Genomic DNA, 17,851 nt, shown 5'->3' with positions numbered 1-17,851 from the left:
GGCGTCAGGCCGCGCCCCGTCCAGGCTGTGAGACAGGTGCCACCGGGGATGACGCTCCTGTCATGGCCTGCCATCATGTGCCGGTGCGTACCTCTGACAGCAGCACGGACGGGCGCGGCAGGGGAGTGGGGCTCGGCCTCGCGCTCCTGTCCGCGGTGGCCTTCGGCGGATCCGGTGTCGCGGCCAAGCCGCTGATCGAGGCCGGCCTGGACCCGTTGCACGTGGTGTGGCTGCGCGTGGCCGGGGCCGCCCTGGTCATGCTGCCGCTCGCCGTGCGGCACCGCGCGCTGCCGCGCCGGCGCCCCGGCCTGCTCGTCGGGTTCGGGCTGCTGGCCGTCGCCGGTGTCCAGGCCTGTTACTTCGCCGCGCTCTCCCGGATCCCCGTCGGCGTCGCCCTGCTCATCGAGTACCTCGCTCCCGCCCTCGTCCTGGGCTGGGTGCGGTTCGTGCAGAAGCGGCCCGTGACGCGTGCCGCCGCCGTCGGTGTCGTCCTCGCCGTCGGCGGACTCGCCTGTGTCGTGGAGGTCTGGTCGGGCCTGAGCTTCGACGCCCTCGGGCTGCTGTTCGCGCTCGGCGCGGCCTGCTGTCAGGTCGGCTACTTCGTGCTGTCCGACCAGGGCAGCGACGCCGGGGACGAGGCGCCCGACCCGCTCGGCGTCATCGCCTACGGACTGCTGGTCGGCGCGGCCGTGCTCACCGTCGTCGCCCGGCCCTGGTCCATGGACTGGTCGGTGCTCCGGGGCACCGGGAGCATGGACGGCACTCCCGTCGCGGCCGTGGTGCTCCTGGCGTGGATCGTCCTCGTCGCCACGGTCCTCGCCTACGTCACCGGCGTGGTCTCCGTGCGCCGGCTCTCCCCGCAGGTCGCGGGAGTCGTGGCCTGCCTCGAAGCGGTCATCGCCACCGTCCTGGCCTGGATCCTGCTCGGCGAGCACCTCTCGGCGCCGCAGATCGCCGGTGGGGCCATCGTGCTGGTGGGCGCGTTCATCGCGCAGTCCTCGACCCCCGTGAAGGGATCGGACCGGCCGGTGGCCGGCGGCGGCCCGGAAAGGGAATTGTCCAGGCGCGGGACCAGCGCATAAGGTGCCGATCATGCCTTCGAACGCACTCGTTCTTCCGCCTCCGGCCGCCTGAGGCGGGCCCTGAGCAGACCGCGCCCGGCGATGCGCCGGCGCGCTGAACGGTGCTGCCCGCAGACGAAGTCCGCGGCCCCGCTGATCCCGACCGATCCGGGGCCCTTCCCGAACTTCCGCGCGCCGACCGCCGCCCCACGCGGGTGCGGCCGGCCGGGCGCGCCTGCGGAGAGAACACGTGTCGAACACCGCATCCGGCCTGCCCACCGGGCGAGGCCTCCTCTACCTGATCGTCGCCGGTGCCGCCTGGGGCACCGCGGGCGCCGCCGCCTCCCTGGTCTACCGGGCCAGTGACCTGGGGCCCGTCGCCCTCTCCTTCTGGCGCTGCGCCGCGGGCCTCGTGCTGCTGCTCGGCGTCCGCCTGCTGCGGCCCGGCGCCCCGGCGCCCGCCCGTGAGCCGCTGCGCCGCCGGGCGCTGCGGACCGGCATCACCGGGCTGGGGCTCGCCGTCTTCCAGACCGCGTACTTCGCGGCCGTCTCCGCCACCGGCCTCGCCGTGGCCACCGTCGTCACCCTGGGCGCGGGCCCCGTCCTCATCGCGCTCGGCGCGCGCCTGACCCTGGCCGAGCGCCTGGGCCGGGGCGGTGCCCTCGCCGTGGGAGGCGCCCTCACCGGGCTCGTGGTGCTCGTCCTCGGGGGCGGGGCCACGAGCGTCCGCCCGTCGGGTGTGCTGCTCGCGCTGCTGTCCGCGGCCGGGTACAGCGTGATGACGCTGCTCACCCGCCGGTGGGGCCGCGACGGCGAGGCCGACGCCTCCCGGACGACCGCCGGGGCCTTCGCCGTGACGAGCGTGTGCCTGCTGCCGTTCGCCCTGGCCGAGGGACTGCTGCCGCACACCGGCGAACCGGTCCGGCTGCTGCTCCTGCTGGCCTACGTCGCCGCCGTGCCCACCGCGCTCGCCTACGGCCTGTACTTCGCCGGCGCGGCCGTCGTGCGGTCCGCCACCGTGTCGGTGATCATGCTGCTCGAACCGGTGAGCGCCGCGGTGCTCGCCGTCGTCCTGCTCGGCGAGCACCTCACGGCGGCGACCCTGACCGGGACCCTGGTGATGCTGGGCTCGGTGGCGGGCCTCGCGGTGGGGGAGGCGCGAGGCGCCCGGGTACGTGAGGAGCAGGTGATGGCGGTGTGAGACCGGGGTCGCGCGGCCTACGTCTCCCGCCTGCGCAGGAGGTGGTCGCGCGCCCTGGAGTCGCCCGGTCCGCCGCGGGCCGCGAGCCCCGCGGCGATCCGCTCCCGGACCTCGGCCGGCCTGTGGTTTGCGTACTTGAACTTGGCCCGTACGTCCGTCACTTCGAGGCGCAGACCGCGAATGCCGGCGAGCAGCCTGCCGTACGGGGCCTCACCCGCCGCTGCCCGCGCGGAGCCGCCCCGCGGCTGGAAGTGGTCGACCTGGCGGTTGAGGAGTGCCGCCTTGTCCGCCGGGTCGTCCACGACATGGGCACGGCAGCGGAGCTGCACGGCCGTGTAGAAGCTCGTGGGTGTGCCGTGCTCGGGCGGGACGTCCGGGGCGGCCTGCCAGGGGCCGGGCACGAACACGTAGTCGTCGACCACGCTCAGCAGGACGTCCGGGTGGGCCTCCAGCGCGGGCCAGAGCGGGTTCGGGCGGGCGAGGTGCGTGAGGATCTCGCCGCGCTCGGCGTCGTAGGCGAAGTGCAGGGGCTGCACGTGGGGCGGCTCGCCCGGCGGGCCGTTGACGGCGAGCTGGCCGAAGTCGTGGTCGGCCAGCCACCGTCGCCATTCGGTGTCGTCGCGCGCCGCGTCCCAGGGGTGGATCAGCATCACAGGGTCCCGAGGTAGCCGGGCAGGCCGGTGCCGGGGGCCAGGTCCGGGTCGGGCAGCGGAGTGCCGTAGACGCGCTGTACGGGGACGACACCGGCCCAGTGGGGGAGGGCGAGGTCCTCCGGTTCGTCGTTCACACCGCCGGTGCGCAGCTTCGCGGAGACCTCCTCCAGGTCCAGGCGGATGACGGCGGTGGCGGCCAGCTCCTTCTTGTTGGCGGGCCGGGAGTCGGCGGACCTGCCGGGCACGACATGGTCGACGAGCGCGTCCAGGGCCTGGCGCTTCTCCTCGGGGTCCGTCACGTCGTGGGCGACGCCGTGCACCACCACCGAGCGGTAGTTGATCGAGTGGTGGAAGGCCGAACGGGCCAGGACCAGCCCGTCGACATGCGTGACCGTCAGGCACACCGCGAGGCCGGGGTCGGCCTGTCCGGCCGCGCGCAGCGGACGCGAGCCCGTCGAGCCGTGCACGTACAGCCGCTCGCCCACCCGGGCGTACAGCGTGGGCAGGACGACCGGCGCTCCGTCGCGGACGAAGCCGAGATGGCAGACGTAGGCCTCGTCGAGTATCGCGTGCACCAACTCCTTGTCGTACGAGGCCCGGTCCGGGGAGCGGGTGGGGACGGTGCGGTCGGTCGGGGTGTAGCGGGAGTCGGGCTGCGACGGCGTCTGCGGGGTCCCCTGCATGGCGCTCTCCATTGCACTAGTGCATAATTGGCTTTGTGCTAGGAGAGTATCCGATCAGTGGGCGTCGCGCAGCGGACATTTCCGCGAGCATCGAGCGGGCGGTGGGAGCCGGTGAACTGCGGCCCGGCCAACTTCTGCCTCCCATGCGGGAGTTGGCGGAGCGGCTGGGGGTGAACCCGAACACCGTCGCGGCCGCGTACCGGACGCTGCGCGAGCGAGGGGTCATCGAGACCGCGGGCCGGCGCGGCAGCCGGGTCCGCTCCGCACCCGCGACGACCGGGCGGGACCACATCAGGGTGGACGTCCCCGAAGGCGTGCGGGACGTGGCGCAGGGCAACCCGGACCCGGCGCTGCTGCCGCCGCTCGGGGGCGCGTTCGCGGCGGCCGCCGCCGAGGGCGACCGGGCACCCGTTCTCTACGGAGACCTGCCGGTGGAACCCGAGCTCGCCCGGATCGCCCGGGCCGGACTCGACGCGGACGGGGTGCCGGACGGGCCGCTCGCCGTGGTCTCCGGGGCACTCGACGGTGTCGAACGGGTGCTGGCGGCCCACCTCAAGCCCGGGGACACCGTCGCCGTCGAGGACCCCGGCTGGGGCCGCACCCTCGATCTCGTACCCGCGCTCGGGCTGCGGACCTTGCCCGTCGGTGTCGACGACGAGGGGCCGCTGGAGTGCGACGTCCGCGAGGCGCTGGAGGCCGGGGCGCGGGCCCTGATCGTGACGGACCGGGCGCAGAACCCGACCGGCGCCGCGGTGAGCGGCCCCCGCGCGCACGCCCTGCGGGCCGTGATGCGCGAGCACCCGGAGGTCCTGCTGATCGAGGACGACCACGGACACGGCATCGTCGACCTCCCCCTGCACCCGCTGGCGGGCACCACCCGGCACTGGGCGTTCGTGCGCTCGGCCGCCAAGGCCTACGGCCCCGACCTGCGGCTGGCCGTGCTCACCGGGGACGCCGTCACCGTCGACCGGGTCCGCGGGCGGCACCGCCTCGGGCCGGGCTGGGTCAGCCGGCTGATGCAGCGGGCCCTGGTGCGGCTGTGGGCCGACGGCGCGGTGGACACGGCCGGGGTGGCGGCGTCGTACGGGCGGCGGCGGGAGGCGCTGATCGCTGCGCTCGACCGGCGCGGCGTCGCCTCGTACGGGCGCAGCGGCATGAACGTGTGGGTGCCCGTGCCGGACGAGACCGGCGCCGTCGCCCGGCTGCTGCACGCCGGGTGGGCGGTGGCCCCCGGCGCCCGCTTCCGGCTGAGCGCACCGCCCGGCATCCGGGTCACGGTCTCGACGCTCACCGGGGACGACATCGAGGCGCTGGCCGACGCGATCGCCTCGGCGGTCGGGCCGGCACCGGCCCGGAGCTACGACTGAGGCGGAGCAGGGACTCCGTCCGCCCGTGGTGGCGGGCATGATCGGGGGCGCCGCCGAGGCACCCGGCCCCGGACCGCCGCTACGGCTGGGGCGCGGTGCGGGGCTTCGGGCGTACCTGGGTGAGTGCCGCGCCCGTCAGGATGATCAGGGCTCCCACCGGCGTCGACCAGGCGAGCGACTCGCCGAGGAGGGCGACGCCCGCGGCCGTGGCGATGACCGGAACGAAGTACGTGACCATCTGCGCGGTCGTCGGTCCCACCTCCGCGACTATGCCGTACTGGAGGAGCATCGCCAGGCCCGTGCCCAGCGCGCCCAGGGCGGCGATCGCCAGCAGCGGCACCACGGACACACGGGTGGGCAGGGACGTGAACAGCGGGGTGACGACGGCCAGCTGGACCGTCGCGAGCAGCAGCTGGGCGCCGGTCATCGACAGGTGCGAGTCGCCGGTCCCGGCCAGGGTGCGGCGGACGTAGATCCAGCCGATCGGATAGCTCAGGGAGGCGAGCAGGGCCAGTGCCGTGCCGGTGGCGTCCAGGCCGTGGAAGCCCTGCCAGGCGCCCAGCACCGTGAGCACCCCGAGGAAGCCGAGTCCGAGCCCGGCGACCCGCACCCGGGTCGGCCGGTCCTCCGAGAGGGCGACCAGCGACAGCGCCATGCCCCACAGCGGGGAGGTCGCGTTGCAGATGCCCGCCAGCGTGGACGGGATGGTCAGCTCGGCGTACGCGAACAGGGAGAAGGGCAGGGCGTTCAGCAGGAACGCGGCGACCGCCAGATGCCCCCAGACGCGGGCCCCGCGCGGCAGCCGCTCGCGTCGCACCACCATCGCCGCGGCCAGCACCACCGTGCCGAACACCAGCCGGCCGAGCGTGACCTGGAACGGGGCGTAGCCACCGGTGCCCACCTTGATCAGGAGGAAGCTGAAACCCCAGATCAGGGACAGCGCGGCGAACCGGAGACGCCAGTCGAGACGACGGCGGGGCGGTGCGGACGGGGCCGTGGCGACCCGGCCGGGCGAGGTGGTGACGGTGCTCATGCCTGCCACGATGCGGCACCGCGACCTCGTAGCACAATCGAGATTTCGCACCCGGTACCACGTAGCATTGCTTACATGTTGAACCTGGAGCGCCTGCGCACCCTCGACGCCCTCGCCCGGCACGGCTCGGTGAGCGGCGCGGCCGAGGGGCTGCACATCACGACCTCGGCCGTCTCCCAGCAGCTGTCCAAGCTGGAGCGGGAGGTCGGCCAGCAGCTCCTCGCCAAGAACGGCCGGGGCGTGCGGCTCACCGACGCGGGCCGACTGCTCGCCGAGCACGCCGCACGCATCCTGTCCCAGGTCGAACTCGCCCAGTCGGACCTGGAGGCCCAGCGCGGGCAGGTCGTCGGCGAGCTCCGGCTCTCGGCGTTCCCGACGGCCGCACGCGGGCTGTTCCCGCACGCGCTGGCCGCGCTGCGCGAGCGGCACCCCGCGCTCCGGCTGCGCTCCTGCGAACTCGAACCGGAGCAGGGGATCGCCGGGGTCGTGCGCGGCGACCTCGATCTGGCCGTGGTGCTCGACTGGTACAACAAGCCGATGGCGCTGCCCGACGGGCTCGTCAAGGCGTCGATCCTGGACGACCCCGCCGAGGTCGCCATGCCGCTCGGCCACCGGCTCGCGGAGCGCGACGAGGTGGACCTCGCCGAGTTCGCCGACGACGAGTGGATCACCTGGGGCGAGGGCGAGTTCTGCCACGAGTGGCTGATGTTCACGCTGCGCTCCAAGGGCGTCGAGCCGATCGTCGGGCACCGCGCCGCCGAGAGCCACACCCAGCTCGCGCTGGTCGCGGCGGGACTCGGGGTGTGCATCGCCCCGGTGCTCGGCCGCCACCCCGTGCCCGCCGGGGTGGTGACCGTCCCCCTCAAGCAGCGGGTCCGGCGGCACGTGTACGTCGTCTGGCGCGCGGACGCGGACCGCCGCCCGTCCATCCGGGCGGCGGTGGAGGCCCTGCGGGCGGCGGGGGAGAACGTCGACTGACGCGCCGGGAGCGGCTGTCGCAGGTGGTATGACCCGGACCTCGGGTGGATGTGCGCAGGTGCGGCTGCCGCTCCGGGCGCGCCGCTACAGCCCGGCAAGTGTGCGGAAGTAGCGGAGAGGAAGCACTGCCGCTCCCGGCGAGCCGCTATCGGCCGGCCAGTTTGCGGAAGTCCCAGGAGACGATCTTCTGTGGCGTCAGCCGGATCCAGGCGTGGCGGCCGTCGTGCGGCATCTCCTCCAGGCCGAAGTTCTTCCGCGCGAACAGCGTCTCCGGCACGTCCAGTTCCGCGCGCAGCTCGCCCGTGCGCGGTATCTCGCCCACGAACTCGACCGTGCCGGACAGCTCGACGCCGCGCAGCTCGTCGTACTCCTCGCCGGTGTCGACCACGACCGCCACGCGCGGGTCGCGCCGCAGGTCGGTCCACCGCTTGCTGCGGACGACCGAGTACAGCCACATGGAGGCCCCGTCCCAGGCGAACCACAGCGTGCTGACGTGCGGCGCGCCGTCGGCGGACACCGTGGCCACCCGGCACGTGCGCTGCGTGGTCAGGAAGTCGTCCAGCTCGCCCGGCGTCATCATGATCTTCCGGCCCCTGCGCTGCTGCGTGACGGTCATGCGCCCCCTCTTTCTCCCACGTCGTGCCAGAGGAGATCCTCTGACATCACGTCAGAAAAGGATGGGTGCTCTTCCGCCCGTGCGCAATGGTGGCTACGCTCGCCCGCCCGGCCGCCGGTGACAGGGGGAGACATGCCCTCGTACGACGCGCTCAGCGAGCTCCTCGAACCGCGCACCACCGTGCTGCTCACCGTCGAGTGCCAGGAGGGCGTCGTCGGGGCCGGCAGCGCCCTGCCCGAACTCGCGGCGCAGGCCCGCGCCGGCGGCGCCCTCGCCAACGTCGCCCGTCTGGTGGCGGCCGCCCACGCCCTCGGTGTGCAGGTCGTGCACGCCGTCGCCGAGCGCCGGCCCGACGGCCGCGGCGCCAACCGCAACGCCCGCCTCTTCCGCGCCGCCGCGCGCCTGCCCGTCCAGCAGGTGACCGGCACCGCGGCGGTGCGGGTGGCGGCCCCGATCGAGGTCGCCGAGGAGGACCTCGTCGTACGGCGGCTGCACGGGCTTTCACCCCTTCAGGGCACCGACGTCGATCCGCTGCTGCGCAACCTCGGCTGCCGCACGCTGATCGTCACCGGGGTCTCGGCCAACGTGGCCGTGCCCAACGCCGTGTTCGACGCCGTGAACCGCGGTTACACGGTCGTCGTTCCGGCCGACGCGATCGCGGGAGTGCCCGCCGACTACACCGCCGCGATGATCCGCCACACCCTCGCGCTGGTCGCCACGGTCGCGACCACGGACGAGGTGCTGGCCTGCCTGAAGGGTCCGGACGGCGTCAGGCGAGCGTGATGGAGTCGCCCTTCACACTGATCTGCTTCGCCTCCAGCGGCTCGACCGCGGGTCCCTTCTTCACGCTGCCGTCGAGGACCGAGAACTGACTGCCGTGGCAGGCACAGGAGATGATGTCGTCCTTGAGGTCGACCATCGGGCACTTCTGGTGGGTGCAGATCGTCGAGAAGGCCTTGTAGTCGCCCGCGGCCGGCTGCGAGACCACCACCTTCTCGTCCTTGAAGATCTTGCCGCTGCCCTCCGGGATGTCGGCGGTCTTCGCGAGCGCCGCACCGCCCGCCCCGGCTCCGCCCTGTTCGGTGGACGGGTCCGACGCCTTGTCGTCCGACCCGCACGCCGTCAGCGCCACGGTGAGCCCCGCCGCGCCGACCGCCGCCACGACGGTGCGGCGGCTCGGTCCCGACATCGGCTGAACTGATTCGCTGGTCATGCTGACGTTCCTTCCGGGGAGGTTCGTGATCTGCCGAGTGGTACGGCCCCTGGGGACCGGCTGTTCAGAGCTTGCCGAAATCCTGACGCGTTCGCGGAAGGACACGGGTAAAGCGGAGCTGTCGGTTGGCTGTCGGGTTCCGCCCCGCCACCGCGAGGCCCCCGCCACGAGCGCTGCCCGCGTCAGTAACCTGGGGCGATGCTCAAGGAAGTGATCGCGACCCGTTTCATCGCGCCCCTGCGCGAGGGCGGTTCGCTGCCGGGCCTGGTCGAGGCCGACGATCTCGGCACCTACGTCCTGAAGTTCACCGGCGCGGGACAGGGCCGCAAGACGCTCGTCGCCGAGGTCGTCTGCGGGGAACTCGCCCGTCGGCTGGGTCTGCGCATGCCGCGCCTGGTCACCGTCGAACTCGACGCCGAGCTGGGGCTGGGCGAGCCGGACGAGCAGGTGCAAAGTCTGCTCCGCTCCAGCGGCGGCACCAACCTCGGCATGGACTTCCTCTCCGGCGCGCTCGGCTTCGACCCGCTCGCCTTCCCGGTGAGCCCCGAGGAGGCCGGCCGGGTGGTCTGGTTCGACGCTCTGATCAACAACGTCGACCGGTCCTGGCGCAACCCCAACCTGCTGAGGTGGCGCGGCGAACTATGGCTGGTCGACCACGGCGCGACGATGATCTGGCACCACAACTGGCCGAGTGTGGAGGCCTCCGCCGCGCGCCCGTACGACGCCTCCGACCACGCGCTGGCGTCCTTCGCGCCCGATGTCGCCTCCGCCGCGGCCGAGTTGGCGCCCCAGGTCACCGAGGACCTCCTCGCCGACGTGACCGCTCAGATCCCGGACGCCTGGCTCACCGACGAACCCGGCTTCCCCACCCCGGACGACCTGCGGCGGGCCTACGCGCGACCGCTGCTCGCCCGGGCCGCCGTCATCCACGACCGCATCCAGGGACTCACGTGAACGACCGGCACATCATCAGGGGCGGACCGCGGGAGCGCCACGTCTACGAGTACGCCGTGCTGCGGGTCGTCCCGCGCGTCGAACGCGGTGAGTGCATCAACGCCGGGGTCCTCGTGTACTGCCGCGCCGAGGCCTACGTCGGTGCCCGCACCCACCTCGACGAGACCCGCCTGCTGGCCCTCGACCCCCGGGCCGACGTGGCCGGGGTCCGGGCGGCCCTACGGGCGATCGAGGGACTCTGCGCGGGTGGGAGCGAGGCAGGTCAGGCGGCCTCCGACGACCCGGGCCGCCGTTTCCGCTGGCTCGTCGCCCCCCGCTCCACGATCGTCCAGCCCGGGCCCGTGCACACCGGCCTGACCATGGATGCGGCGGCGGAGCCCGAACGGTTGCTGGACCTGCTGGTGAGGTGACGGGCACGAGGTGACGGGCACCCTGCCCGGCTCTCATCAGCGCCTGCGGCGCCTCAGCACGTAACCGGCGGCGACGGCGGCCCCCGCCGCGAAGGCCAGGCCGATGGCGACGTCCCAGCGGCTCGGTCCCGAGTCCACCGCGCCGCCGAGTCCCCCGCGCACGCCCTGGCTCGGAGTGCCGCTGGGCGTGGCGGTGACATGAGCGGAGGGACTGACCGACGCGCTGGCGGGCGGACTGATCGAAGGACTGACGGACGGGCTGACGGAGAGGCTCGGTGACGGGGCCGTCGGCGACGGCGTGACGGGGGAGATGACACCGCGGCGCGGCAGCGCCTCACACGCGATGCCGTCGTCCCGGCCCGGGTCCTCGTCCAGTCGGTGGGGATCACTCGGATCCGCGTCGAAGACCGCCTGCGCGTCCTCCTGGAAGGCGAAGTCGCGGCAGTCCAGGTCCTGCCGGGCGTGAGCGGGGTCGGCCAGCGGCATGATCGCGGCGATCGCGAACAGCGCGCCGATGGCACCGGTACGACGGCGCATGGAGCGCCTCCTTCCGACACGGGTGGCTCGCGCTCCGACGCTAGGCGCCGAGGGGCGCCGCGGCGCGCGGCCATGGGCCGATCGGGTGTCCGCCGGTGCGCCGCGGGGCAGGGTCGGGCCGGGGGATGGATCACATGCCGACCCTGGCCGTTGACACCGCGTGCCAGGGCTTCTAGCGTCACTCCCACTGAAGGTACTAAGCGGTCGCTCACCTGAGGAGTAGCAGTCATGTCCACCACTGAGCAGCGGGTTGCCGTCGTGACCGGTGCCGCGCGCGGCATCGGTGCCGCCACCGCCGTACGACTGGCCGCCGAGGGCCGCGCGGTCGCCGTGCTCGACCTCGACGAGGCGGCCTGCAAGGACACCGTCGAGAAGATCACCGCCGCGGGCGGCAAGGCCCTCGCGGTCGGCTGCGACGTCTCGGACGAGGCCCAGGTCGAGGCGGCCGTCGCCCGGATCGCCGAGGAGCTCGGCGCGCCGACGATCCTGGTCAACAACGCGGGCGTGCTGCGCGACAACCTGCTGTTCAAGATGAGCGTCTCCGACTGGGACACCGTCATGAACGTGCACCTGCGCGGCGCCTTCCTGATGTCCAAGGCCTGTCAGAAGCACATGGTGGACGCCGGCTTCGGCCGCATCGTCAACCTGTCGTCGTCGTCCGCTCTCGGCAACCGCGGCCAGGTGAACTACTCGGCGGCCAAGGCCGGCCTCCAGGGCTTCACCAAGACCCTCGCCAAGGAGCTCGGCAAGTTCGGCGTCACCGCCAACTCCGTCGCCCCCGGCTTCATCGCCACCGAGATGACCAAGGCCACCGCCGAGCGCGTCGGCATGGGCTTCGAGGACTTCAAGGCCGCCGCCGCCACCCAGATCCCGGTGGCCCGGGTCGGTGAGCCGGAGGACATCGCCAACGCCATCGCCTTCTTCACCGGCGAGGCGGCCGGGTTCGTCTCCGGCCAGGTGCTGTACGTGGCCGGCGGACCGCTCGACTAAGGGACCCAGAACATGACTTCCGTGGAACTCTCCGGCAAGGCCGCCCTCGTCACGGGCGCCAGCCGCGGCATCGGCTACGGCGTCGCCGAGGCCCTGGTCGCCCGCGGCGACCGCGTGTGCATCACGGGCCGCAACGAGGACGCCCTCAAGGAGGCCGTCGAGCGGCTCGGCGCCGACCGCGCGGTCTACGTGGTCGGCAAGGCGCACGACGAGGCCCACCAGGCCGTCGCCGTCGAGCGCACGATGGAGGCCTTCGGCCGCGTCGACTACCTGGTCAACAACGCGGGCACCAACCCGGTGTTCGGGCCGATCGCCGACCTCGACCTGAACGTCGCCCGCAAGGTCTTCGAGACCAACGTCGTCTCGGCGCTCGGCTTCGCCCAGCGGACCTGGCACGCCTGGCAGAAGGACAACGGCGGCGCGATCGTCAACATCGCCTCCGTCGCGGGTCTGTCGCCCTCACCGTTCATCGGCGCGTACGGCGTCAGCAAGGCCGCGATGATCAACCTGACCGTGCAGCTCGCGCACGAGTTCGCGCCCAGGGTGCGGGTCAACGCCATCGCCCCGGCCGTCGTCAAGACCAAGTTCGCCCAGGCCCTGTACGAGGGCCGGGAGGAGGAGGCCGCCGCGGCGTACCCGCTGGGCCGGCTCGGCGTGCCCTCCGACATCGGGGGCGCGGCCGCGTTCCTGACCTCCGACCAGTCCGACTGGGTCACCGGCCAGACGCTCGTCGTGGACGGCGGCATCTTCCTCAACGCCGGCACCGGCTGACGAGGACCGCGCACACGCACCGGCACGGGCGCCCGCCGGCACCGGAGGGCGCCCGCGCCGGTGCAAAGCAACCGCAAAGACCGATGACAACGTCGTCAAAGGTTTATCGATCAAGAGGTCATGTTCCGGGGAGGGTCAGCCGGCGCGGCACTGCGGTATGGTCTGCCGACCCTTGGTATGGCAGATCGAGGAGCGTGCGCGTGTTCAAGCGGAACCGGTGCCTGTGGCAGGTGGCGGCCATCGCGTCCATATCGTCCCTGCTCGCCGGGTGCGGCGTGCTGTCGTCCGACACCCCGGAGGACGAAGGACCGATCGTCGTGGGCACCACCAGTGCCCCGAGCACGCTCGACCCTGCCGCTTCGTGGGACAGCTCCTGGGAGCTGTTCCGCAACATCTACCAAACGCTGCTGAGCTATCCGACCGGAGCGAGCGAGCCCCAGCCGGACGCCGCCGAGCAGTGCGGCTTCACCGACTCCTCGAACCAGGTCTACCGCTGCGAACTGCATGAGGGCCTGAAGTTCTCCGACGGGAGCGCGCTCGACGCCCAGGCCGTGAAGTACTCGTTCGACCGGATCCGCAAGATCAACGTCAACGGCGGCCCGGCCGGTCTGCTGGGCAGCCTGGAGCGGGTCCAGGCGCGGAACGACCGTGAGGTGATCTTCCACCTCAACAAGCCGGACTCCACCTTCCCGTTCGTGCTGGCCACCCCGGCGATGTCCATCGTGTCCCCGCAGTCCTACCCGGCGGACGGCCTGCGCAAGGACGGCGACGTCGTCGGGTCCGGGCCGTACACCCTCGACTCGTACTCCGACGGCAAGGAAGCCGTCCTCGTCCGCAACGACGACTACAAGGGCTACGCGGAGCGCCGGAACGACGCCGTGACCGTCCGGTACTTCCAGGACTCCGGCGCCATGGTGAAGGCCCTGCGCGACGGGAAGATCGACGTGACCTACCGCGGTCTGGCCGCCGGTGACGTCGTCGAGCTCCAGAGCAAGACCTCCAAGGACGACGAGATCCAGCTCGTCGAGGGCACCGGCACCGACATCAACTACCTGGTGTTCAACCCGAAGGACCCCTGGGCGAACAAGAAGGCCGTGCGCCGGGCGATCGCGCAGGTCGTCGACCGGGCGGCCATCGCCCACAAGGTCTACAAGGACACCGTCGACCCGCTGTACTCCATGGTCCCCAAGGGCCTCACCGGCCACACCACGGGCTTCTTCGACGACTACGGCGACCCGGACGTCGCCAAGGCCCGCAAGATCCTCACCGGGGCCGGCATCAACCAGCGCGTCCCGCTCACCCTCTGGTACACGAGCGACCGCTACGGCTCCGAGACCGCCGGGGAGTTCAAGGAGCTGAAGCGTCAGCTCGAGGCCTCCGGCCTGTTCACGGTCAGCCTGAAGAGCCGCCCCTGGAAGACGTACGTCGAGGGGTACCAGAAGGGTGAGTACCCGGTGTTCGGGCGCGGCTGGTTCCCCGACTTCCCGGACGCCGAGAACTTCATCGCGCCGTTCGTCGGCGACCAGAACGCCCTCGGTACGCCCTATCCCGCCCCCGAGATCACCGGCGACCTGCTGCCCCGGTCGCGCAGGGAGAGCGACCGCGCGAACGTGGTGAAGGAGATCGAGGAGGCGCAGCAGATCCTCGTGGACGACGCGCGGCTGCTGCCGCTGTGGCAGGGCCGGCAGTACGTGGCGGCCAGCCGGGACGTCTCGGGCGCCGAGCGCGCCATGGACCCGTCGACGATCATGATGATGTGGGAGCTGCACCGCAAGACCGCCTGGTAGGCGGCCCGGACCCGGGCGTTCCCGGGCGCGTTGTCAGTGGTCGCCTGTAGGTTCTGTGGCCTGAAGTGACCGCACATCGTGAGGACGTTGACGTGACCGACATCGCCATGCTGCCCGAGTCCTGGCGCGGGGTTCTGGGTGACGAACTCCAGCAGCCCTGGTTCAAGGAGCTGACGGAGTTCGTCGAGGACGAGCGGGCGAAGGGTCCCGTCTACCCGCCTCGCGAGGAGGTCTTCGCCGCGCTGGACGCCACGCCGTACGACGAGGTCAAGGTCCTGATCCTCGGTCAGGACCCCTACCACGGCGAGGGGCAGGGGCACGGTCTGTGCTTCTCGGTCCGGCCGGGGGTACGGGTCCCGCCGTCCCTGCGCAACATCTACAAGGAGATGCACCAGGAGCTGGGCACGCCGGTCCCGGACAACGGCTATCTGATGCCGTGGGCACAGCAGGGCGTGCTGCTGCTCAACGCGGTCCTCACGGTCCGCGGCGGCGAGGCCAACTCGCACAAGGGCCGGGGCTGGGAGAAGTTCACCGACGCCGTGATCCGGGCCGTGGCCGAGCGCCCCGACCCGGCGGTCTTCGTGCTGTGGGGCAATTACGCGCAGAAGAAGCTGCCGCTGATCGACCAGTCCCGGCACGCGGTGGTCAAGGGCGCGCATCCCTCGCCCCTTTCCGCGAAGAAGTTCTTCGGCTCGCGTCCCTTCACGCAGATCAACGAGGCCGTGGCGGCGCAGGGCCACACCCCGATCGACTGGACGATCCCGAACCTGGGCTGAGGACACCGGGCACGCGGCCGTGACGGGTCCGGCGGTGTCCGGAGCCGCCTGAGCCGGATCGCCGCCACCTGCGGTTAGCGTCGGCGGGAACAGCCGGCGAGTGCGCGGAGGGCGTCGTGGCGGAGCGACAGGGGCAGGCGGCGCCGGATGCCGTGCTGACACGGATCGGGCAGGTCGTGATGCTGCACCACGCGGGGGACCGCGAGGAGGCCCGGCACCGGTTCCTGGGCCTGTGGGCGGAGCTCGGGGAGCACGGCGACCCGCTGCACCGCTGCACCCTCGCCCACTACCTGGCCGACACCCATGACGACCCCGCGGACGAACTGGCCTGGGACCTGCGGGCCTTGATGGCGGCGGAGGAGGCCAGGGAGGCGGCGGTCGCCGTGACCGCGGTGACCGCGCTCTACCCCTTGCTGCACCTCGACCTCGCCGACGACTACCTCGGGCTCGGCCGCGGCGATGCCGCCCGCACCCATCTGCGGTGGGCCCGGGACGCCGCCGCGGCCCTCGCCGACGACAGCTACGGCGAGGGCGTGTGGGCGGCCATCGCCCGGCTGGAGGCCCGGCTGGGAGAGGACGGGCCAGGAACATGGACGCCGCCGCGCCAGCGGCCCTGAGGCGGTGGGTCACCTGCCGGTGATGCTGCGGTAGGTCACCGGCCCGTGGGTTCCGCGGTAGGTCACCGGCGCCCGTGGGTTCCGCGGCGGGGCAACGGCCCTTGGTGTCGCGGCGGTCCAGGCCCGTGGGTTTTGCGGCGGGCACTGGCCGGTGGTGTCGCGGCGGTCCAGGCCCGCGGGTTCCGCGGCAGGTCGACGGCCGTGGTGTTGCCGCAAGTCACCGGCCGTTGGTGTCACGGTAGGTCACCGGCCGTTGATGTAACGGCGGCTTCCAAGCCCGCCGATGTCGCGGCAGGCCACCGGCGTTGATGTCGCGGCGGGCCCAGGCCCGTTGATGTCGCGGGGGTCACCGGCCATAGGTGTCGCGGCAGATCGTCGCTTCAGGGCTGTCCGCCCGCCACCCCCCGTAGCGCCGGCCCAGCGCGCACACGTCCGCGTTGTCCGGAACGCTCCTGTCGACGTCCCGCCGTACCGAGTCCGGGACATCGGGGAGGTCGGCGTGCGACCGCTGGGGGCGGTGCGGTGCGGGCTCGGTGCGGTGCGGGCGGGTGGGGCGCGGGCGGTGGATCTCGCGAGGGCCGGGCCGTGGCTGCTGCCCCTGCTCCGGTGCGACCTCCGGCCGGTCGGTCCGGCGGGGCGTCGGCAGGGCCGGCTCCGGCCGGCGGGAGGCCTCTTCGATGAGTTGCAGGGCCTCACGGGCCGGTGCCTGCACGATCTGTGGCGTCGCCTCCCCCTCCGGCCGCGGCGCCGGCGGCCGGGACGGTGCCGCCGAGGGCCCCGGCGTCGGGGGAGAAGGGACCGTCGTACAGCCGGAGAGGGCCGAGACCGCCACGGTCACCAGGAGCGTCGCTGTGGTCGTCGTTCGATGCACCCGCGCAACTCTGGTGCGTCCGGCCCGAGATGGAGCGGCGGACAGGCGGACGTTGCCCCGGACGGGTGATCTCGCACCCCGTAGGGAGGGCCCCGGTGTGACGGGGGTGACGTGCGGTGAGGGCCGCGAACGGTGAGGCGCGACGGCCGGGACGTCAGTCGCCGGTCGCGCCGTCGATGCGCTGGCGGATCAGGTCGGCGTGGCCGTTGTGCCGCGCGTACTCCTCGATCATGTGGGTGTAGAGCCACCGCAGGTTGAACCGCTCGCCGGTACGCCGGTGCTTGCCCTCGGTGATGTCGTCCAGGCCGAAGCGGGAGCAGTTGCGCCGGGCCGTCTCGATCTCGGCCTGCCAGGTGGCGTACGCCTCCTGCCAGGTGTCCGCCTCGGTGAGGCGGAAAACGCCGTCGGGGTCCTCATCGCTCCGGTAGAGCGGCCCGGCGTCCTCGTCCGTCAGCACCCGGCGGAACCAGCTCCGCTCGACGTGCGCCATGTGCCGCACCAGCCCCAGCAGGGACAGGTCGGACGGCTCGACGGCCGCGGACCTGAGCTGCTCGTCACTCAGGCCCTCGCACTTCCACGCGAGGGTCTGCCGGTGGAAGTCCAGCCAGCCCTCCAGCATGGTGCGCTCGTCGGCGGTGGTCGCGGGCATGCTGCGTTCGTTCGTCATGGAGGCATCCTTTCCGAGCCGCCCCCGGCGCACCACAAGATTTTCAGTCCCCGAGCATCCCCTCCAGCAGTTCTCCCAGCCCGGCCCGCACCTCCTCCAGGCTCGGCACCTCGGCACCGAACGACCCCGCCACACAGCTGAACATCAGCCCGTCCGCCCAGGCGATCAGCGACAGGGTGTGCCGGGCCGGGTCCGTCGAGCCCATGCCGGCGACCAGGACGGCGAGCTGGTCCCGGAAGCGGGCGCCCGTGGCGTCGAAGTAGGCCCGCAGCTCGGGACGGCGCGTCGCCTCCAGGGCCAGTTCGTAGCGCGCCAGGGTGAGTGCGCGGTCGCCCGTCAGGGCCCGGTGGGTCGCCAGTGCCAGCGCGTCGGCCAGCGGGCCGGTCCCGGCCCGGGGGTCCGGCATCTCGTGCAGCCCCAGCACCCGTGCCTCACGGTCGGCCAGGCGCCGCACCGCCAGTTCCAGCAGGGCCTGTCGGGTCCGGGCGAGGTTGGAGGTGGAGCCCTGGGGGAGCCCGGCCGCCTCGTCGACGGCCCGGTGAGTGAGGCCGCGCATCCCGCGCTCGGCGAGCAGGGCGAGGGCGGTGTCTGCGACGAGGTCGGAGCGGGCGGGGCCGGCGGTGCGTACGGACATGGGCCCACGCTACCCGTCCGACTACATCTGTA

Annotated in this window: 21 protein-coding genes; 12 read left to right on the top strand and 9 right to left on the bottom strand. The window is 72.8% G+C overall.

Annotation, left to right across the window (positions count from 1 at the left end; translation table 11 throughout):
* The first annotated feature begins 77 nt into the window (after positions 1-77).
* The gene (locus AB0I06_RS32635) at positions 78-1,082 is read left to right on the top strand and encodes an EamA family transporter (RefSeq protein ID WP_363122505.1); all 1,005 of its coding nucleotides are present in this window, start codon (positions 78-80) and stop codon (positions 1,080-1,082) included.
* A 229-nt stretch (positions 1,083-1,311) separates the two neighbouring features.
* Positions 1,312-2,262 (top strand): EamA family transporter, encoded by a 951-nt coding sequence (locus tag AB0I06_RS32630; protein ID WP_363122476.1) that lies wholly within the window; start codon positions 1,312-1,314, stop codon positions 2,260-2,262.
* A gap of 17 nt (positions 2,263-2,279) precedes the next feature.
* On the opposite strand, the gene AB0I06_RS32625 is transcribed toward AB0I06_RS32630, so the two are convergent.
* Both AB0I06_RS32625 and AB0I06_RS32620 read right to left on the bottom strand, forming a co-directional pair.
* Positions 2,280-2,912 carry an FMN-binding negative transcriptional regulator gene (locus AB0I06_RS32625; protein ID WP_363122475.1) on the bottom strand — a complete coding sequence of 211 codons (633 nt, stop codon included), beginning with the start codon at positions 2,910-2,912 and terminating at the stop codon, positions 2,280-2,282.
* On the bottom strand, positions 2,912-3,598 hold the full coding sequence (locus AB0I06_RS32620; RefSeq protein WP_363122474.1) for a pyridoxamine 5'-phosphate oxidase family protein: 687 nt from the start codon (positions 3,596-3,598) through the stop codon (positions 2,912-2,914). The genes AB0I06_RS32625 and AB0I06_RS32620 overlap by 1 nt, the downstream gene beginning before the upstream one ends.
* 35 nt (positions 3,599-3,633) lie before the next feature.
* Here AB0I06_RS32620 and AB0I06_RS32615 point away from each other — a divergent pair, with 35 nt between their 5' ends.
* Entirely contained in the window at positions 3,634-4,965 is a 1,332-nt protein-coding gene (locus AB0I06_RS32615) for an aminotransferase class I/II-fold pyridoxal phosphate-dependent enzyme (RefSeq protein ID WP_363122473.1), read from the top strand.
* 79 nt (positions 4,966-5,044) lie between these two features.
* On the opposite strand, the gene AB0I06_RS32610 is transcribed toward AB0I06_RS32615, so the two are convergent.
* Positions 5,045-5,998 (bottom strand): DMT family transporter, encoded by a 954-nt coding sequence (locus AB0I06_RS32610; RefSeq protein ID WP_363122471.1) that lies wholly within the window; start codon positions 5,996-5,998, stop codon positions 5,045-5,047.
* 75 nt (positions 5,999-6,073) lie between these two features.
* Between AB0I06_RS32610 and AB0I06_RS32605 the strand changes: the two genes are divergently transcribed.
* A complete protein-coding gene (locus AB0I06_RS32605) occupies positions 6,074-6,976 on the top strand; it encodes a LysR family transcriptional regulator (protein WP_363122470.1) in 903 nt (300 codons plus the stop codon).
* Between the two features lie 145 nt (positions 6,977-7,121).
* On the opposite strand, the gene AB0I06_RS32600 is transcribed toward AB0I06_RS32605, so the two are convergent.
* The gene (locus AB0I06_RS32600; protein WP_363122469.1) at positions 7,122-7,592 is read right to left on the bottom strand and encodes a pyridoxamine 5'-phosphate oxidase family protein; all 471 of its coding nucleotides are present in this window, start codon (positions 7,590-7,592) and stop codon (positions 7,122-7,124) included.
* 132 nt (positions 7,593-7,724) lie between these two features.
* On the opposite strand from AB0I06_RS32600, the gene AB0I06_RS32595 reads away from it, so the two are divergent.
* Positions 7,725-8,375, top strand: a complete 651-nt coding sequence (locus AB0I06_RS32595) for a cysteine hydrolase (protein ID WP_363122468.1) — start codon at positions 7,725-7,727, stop codon at positions 8,373-8,375.
* Here the strand turns inward: AB0I06_RS32595 and AB0I06_RS32590 are convergent.
* Positions 8,362-8,805: a Rieske (2Fe-2S) protein gene (locus AB0I06_RS32590; RefSeq protein WP_363122467.1), complete on the bottom strand. Its 444-nt coding sequence runs from the start codon at positions 8,803-8,805 to the stop codon at positions 8,362-8,364. The genes AB0I06_RS32595 and AB0I06_RS32590 overlap by 14 nt on opposite strands.
* A gap of 198 nt (positions 8,806-9,003) precedes the next feature.
* Here AB0I06_RS32590 and AB0I06_RS32585 point away from each other — a divergent pair, with 198 nt between their 5' ends.
* Together AB0I06_RS32585 and AB0I06_RS32580 are read left to right on the top strand one after the other, a co-directional pair.
* Positions 9,004-9,759, top strand: coding sequence for a HipA family kinase (locus tag AB0I06_RS32585; protein WP_363122466.1), 756 nt, complete (start codon positions 9,004-9,006; stop codon positions 9,757-9,759).
* On the top strand, positions 9,756-10,169 hold the full coding sequence (locus AB0I06_RS32580; protein WP_363122465.1) for a DUF3037 domain-containing protein: 414 nt from the start codon (positions 9,756-9,758) through the stop codon (positions 10,167-10,169). The genes AB0I06_RS32585 and AB0I06_RS32580 overlap by 4 nt, the downstream gene beginning before the upstream one ends.
* A gap of 36 nt (positions 10,170-10,205) precedes the next feature.
* Here AB0I06_RS32580 and AB0I06_RS32575 read toward each other — a convergent pair whose 3' ends face one another.
* A complete protein-coding gene (locus tag AB0I06_RS32575; protein WP_363122464.1) occupies positions 10,206-10,706 on the bottom strand; it encodes an excalibur calcium-binding protein in 501 nt (166 codons plus the stop codon).
* Between the two features lie 228 nt (positions 10,707-10,934).
* Between AB0I06_RS32575 and fabG the strand changes: the two genes are divergently transcribed.
* From fabG to AB0I06_RS32550, 5 genes are all read left to right on the top strand, one after another.
* Positions 10,935-11,696: a 3-oxoacyl-ACP reductase FabG gene (fabG, locus tag AB0I06_RS32570; protein WP_363122463.1), complete on the top strand. Its 762-nt coding sequence runs from the start codon at positions 10,935-10,937 to the stop codon at positions 11,694-11,696.
* Positions 11,697-11,708: 12 nt separating this feature from the next.
* The gene (locus tag AB0I06_RS32565; protein WP_363122462.1) at positions 11,709-12,467 is read left to right on the top strand and encodes an SDR family oxidoreductase; all 759 of its coding nucleotides are present in this window, start codon (positions 11,709-11,711) and stop codon (positions 12,465-12,467) included.
* 200 nt (positions 12,468-12,667) lie between these two features.
* Positions 12,668-14,254, top strand: a complete 1,587-nt coding sequence (locus AB0I06_RS32560) for an ABC transporter substrate-binding protein (protein WP_363122461.1) — start codon at positions 12,668-12,670, stop codon at positions 14,252-14,254.
* Positions 14,255-14,346: 92 nt separating this feature from the next.
* Complete coding sequence (ung, locus tag AB0I06_RS32555) at positions 14,347-15,030, top strand: uracil-DNA glycosylase (protein WP_363122460.1); 684 nt, start codon at positions 14,347-14,349, stop codon at positions 15,028-15,030.
* A 116-nt stretch (positions 15,031-15,146) separates the two neighbouring features.
* Positions 15,147-15,647 carry a hypothetical protein gene (locus AB0I06_RS32550; RefSeq protein ID WP_363122459.1) on the top strand — a complete coding sequence of 167 codons (501 nt, stop codon included), beginning with the start codon at positions 15,147-15,149 and terminating at the stop codon, positions 15,645-15,647.
* Positions 15,648-15,993: 346 nt separating this feature from the next.
* On the opposite strand, the gene AB0I06_RS32545 is transcribed toward AB0I06_RS32550, so the two are convergent.
* The 3 genes from AB0I06_RS32545 to AB0I06_RS32535 form a co-directional block, all read right to left on the bottom strand.
* Positions 15,994-16,359: a hypothetical protein gene (locus AB0I06_RS32545; RefSeq protein ID WP_363122458.1), complete on the bottom strand. Its 366-nt coding sequence runs from the start codon at positions 16,357-16,359 to the stop codon at positions 15,994-15,996.
* 313 nt (positions 16,360-16,672) lie between these two features.
* Positions 16,673-17,185, bottom strand: coding sequence for a DinB family protein (locus AB0I06_RS32540; RefSeq protein WP_363122457.1), 513 nt, complete (start codon positions 17,183-17,185; stop codon positions 16,673-16,675).
* 43 nt (positions 17,186-17,228) lie between these two features.
* Positions 17,229-17,819 carry a TetR/AcrR family transcriptional regulator gene (locus AB0I06_RS32535; RefSeq protein WP_363122456.1) on the bottom strand — a complete coding sequence of 197 codons (591 nt, stop codon included), beginning with the start codon at positions 17,817-17,819 and terminating at the stop codon, positions 17,229-17,231.
* Positions 17,820-17,851: the final 32 nt, after the last annotated feature.

It is taken from the genome of Streptomyces sp. NPDC050674, from assembly GCF_040654575.1.
Taxonomy (GTDB): Bacteria; Actinomycetota; Actinomycetes; order Streptomycetales; family Streptomycetaceae; genus Streptomyces.
The sequence above is the reverse complement of the archived record's forward strand: the minus strand, read 5'-3'. Positions and strand labels throughout refer to the sequence as shown.

Coding starts and splice junctions, on each gene's coding strand:
- AB0I06_RS32625 (WP_363122475.1), bottom strand. CDS start 2,912: ATGCTGATCCACCCCTGGGACGCGGCGCGCGACGACACCGAATGGCGA.
- AB0I06_RS32620 (WP_363122474.1), bottom strand. CDS start 3,598: ATGCAGGGGACCCCGCAGACGCCGTCGCAGCCCGACTCCCGCTACACC.
- AB0I06_RS32610 (WP_363122471.1), bottom strand. CDS start 5,998: ATGAGCACCGTCACCACCTCGCCCGGCCGGGTCGCCACGGCCCCGTCC.
- AB0I06_RS32605 (WP_363122470.1), top strand. CDS start 6,074: ATGTTGAACCTGGAGCGCCTGCGCACCCTCGACGCCCTCGCCCGGCAC.
- AB0I06_RS32600 (WP_363122469.1), bottom strand. CDS start 7,592: ATGACCGTCACGCAGCAGCGCAGGGGCCGGAAGATCATGATGACGCCG.
- AB0I06_RS32595 (WP_363122468.1), top strand. CDS start 7,725: ATGCCCTCGTACGACGCGCTCAGCGAGCTCCTCGAACCGCGCACCACC.
- AB0I06_RS32590 (WP_363122467.1), bottom strand. CDS start 8,805: ATGACCAGCGAATCAGTTCAGCCGATGTCGGGACCGAGCCGCCGCACC.
- AB0I06_RS32585 (WP_363122466.1), top strand. CDS start 9,004: ATGCTCAAGGAAGTGATCGCGACCCGTTTCATCGCGCCCCTGCGCGAG.
- AB0I06_RS32575 (WP_363122464.1), bottom strand. CDS start 10,706: ATGCGCCGTCGTACCGGTGCCATCGGCGCGCTGTTCGCGATCGCCGCG.
- fabG (WP_363122463.1), top strand. CDS start 10,935: ATGTCCACCACTGAGCAGCGGGTTGCCGTCGTGACCGGTGCCGCGCGC.
- AB0I06_RS32565 (WP_363122462.1), top strand. CDS start 11,709: ATGACTTCCGTGGAACTCTCCGGCAAGGCCGCCCTCGTCACGGGCGCC.
- AB0I06_RS32540 (WP_363122457.1), bottom strand. CDS start 17,185: ATGACGAACGAACGCAGCATGCCCGCGACCACCGCCGACGAGCGCACC.
- AB0I06_RS32535 (WP_363122456.1), bottom strand. CDS start 17,819: ATGTCCGTACGCACCGCCGGCCCCGCCCGCTCCGACCTCGTCGCAGAC.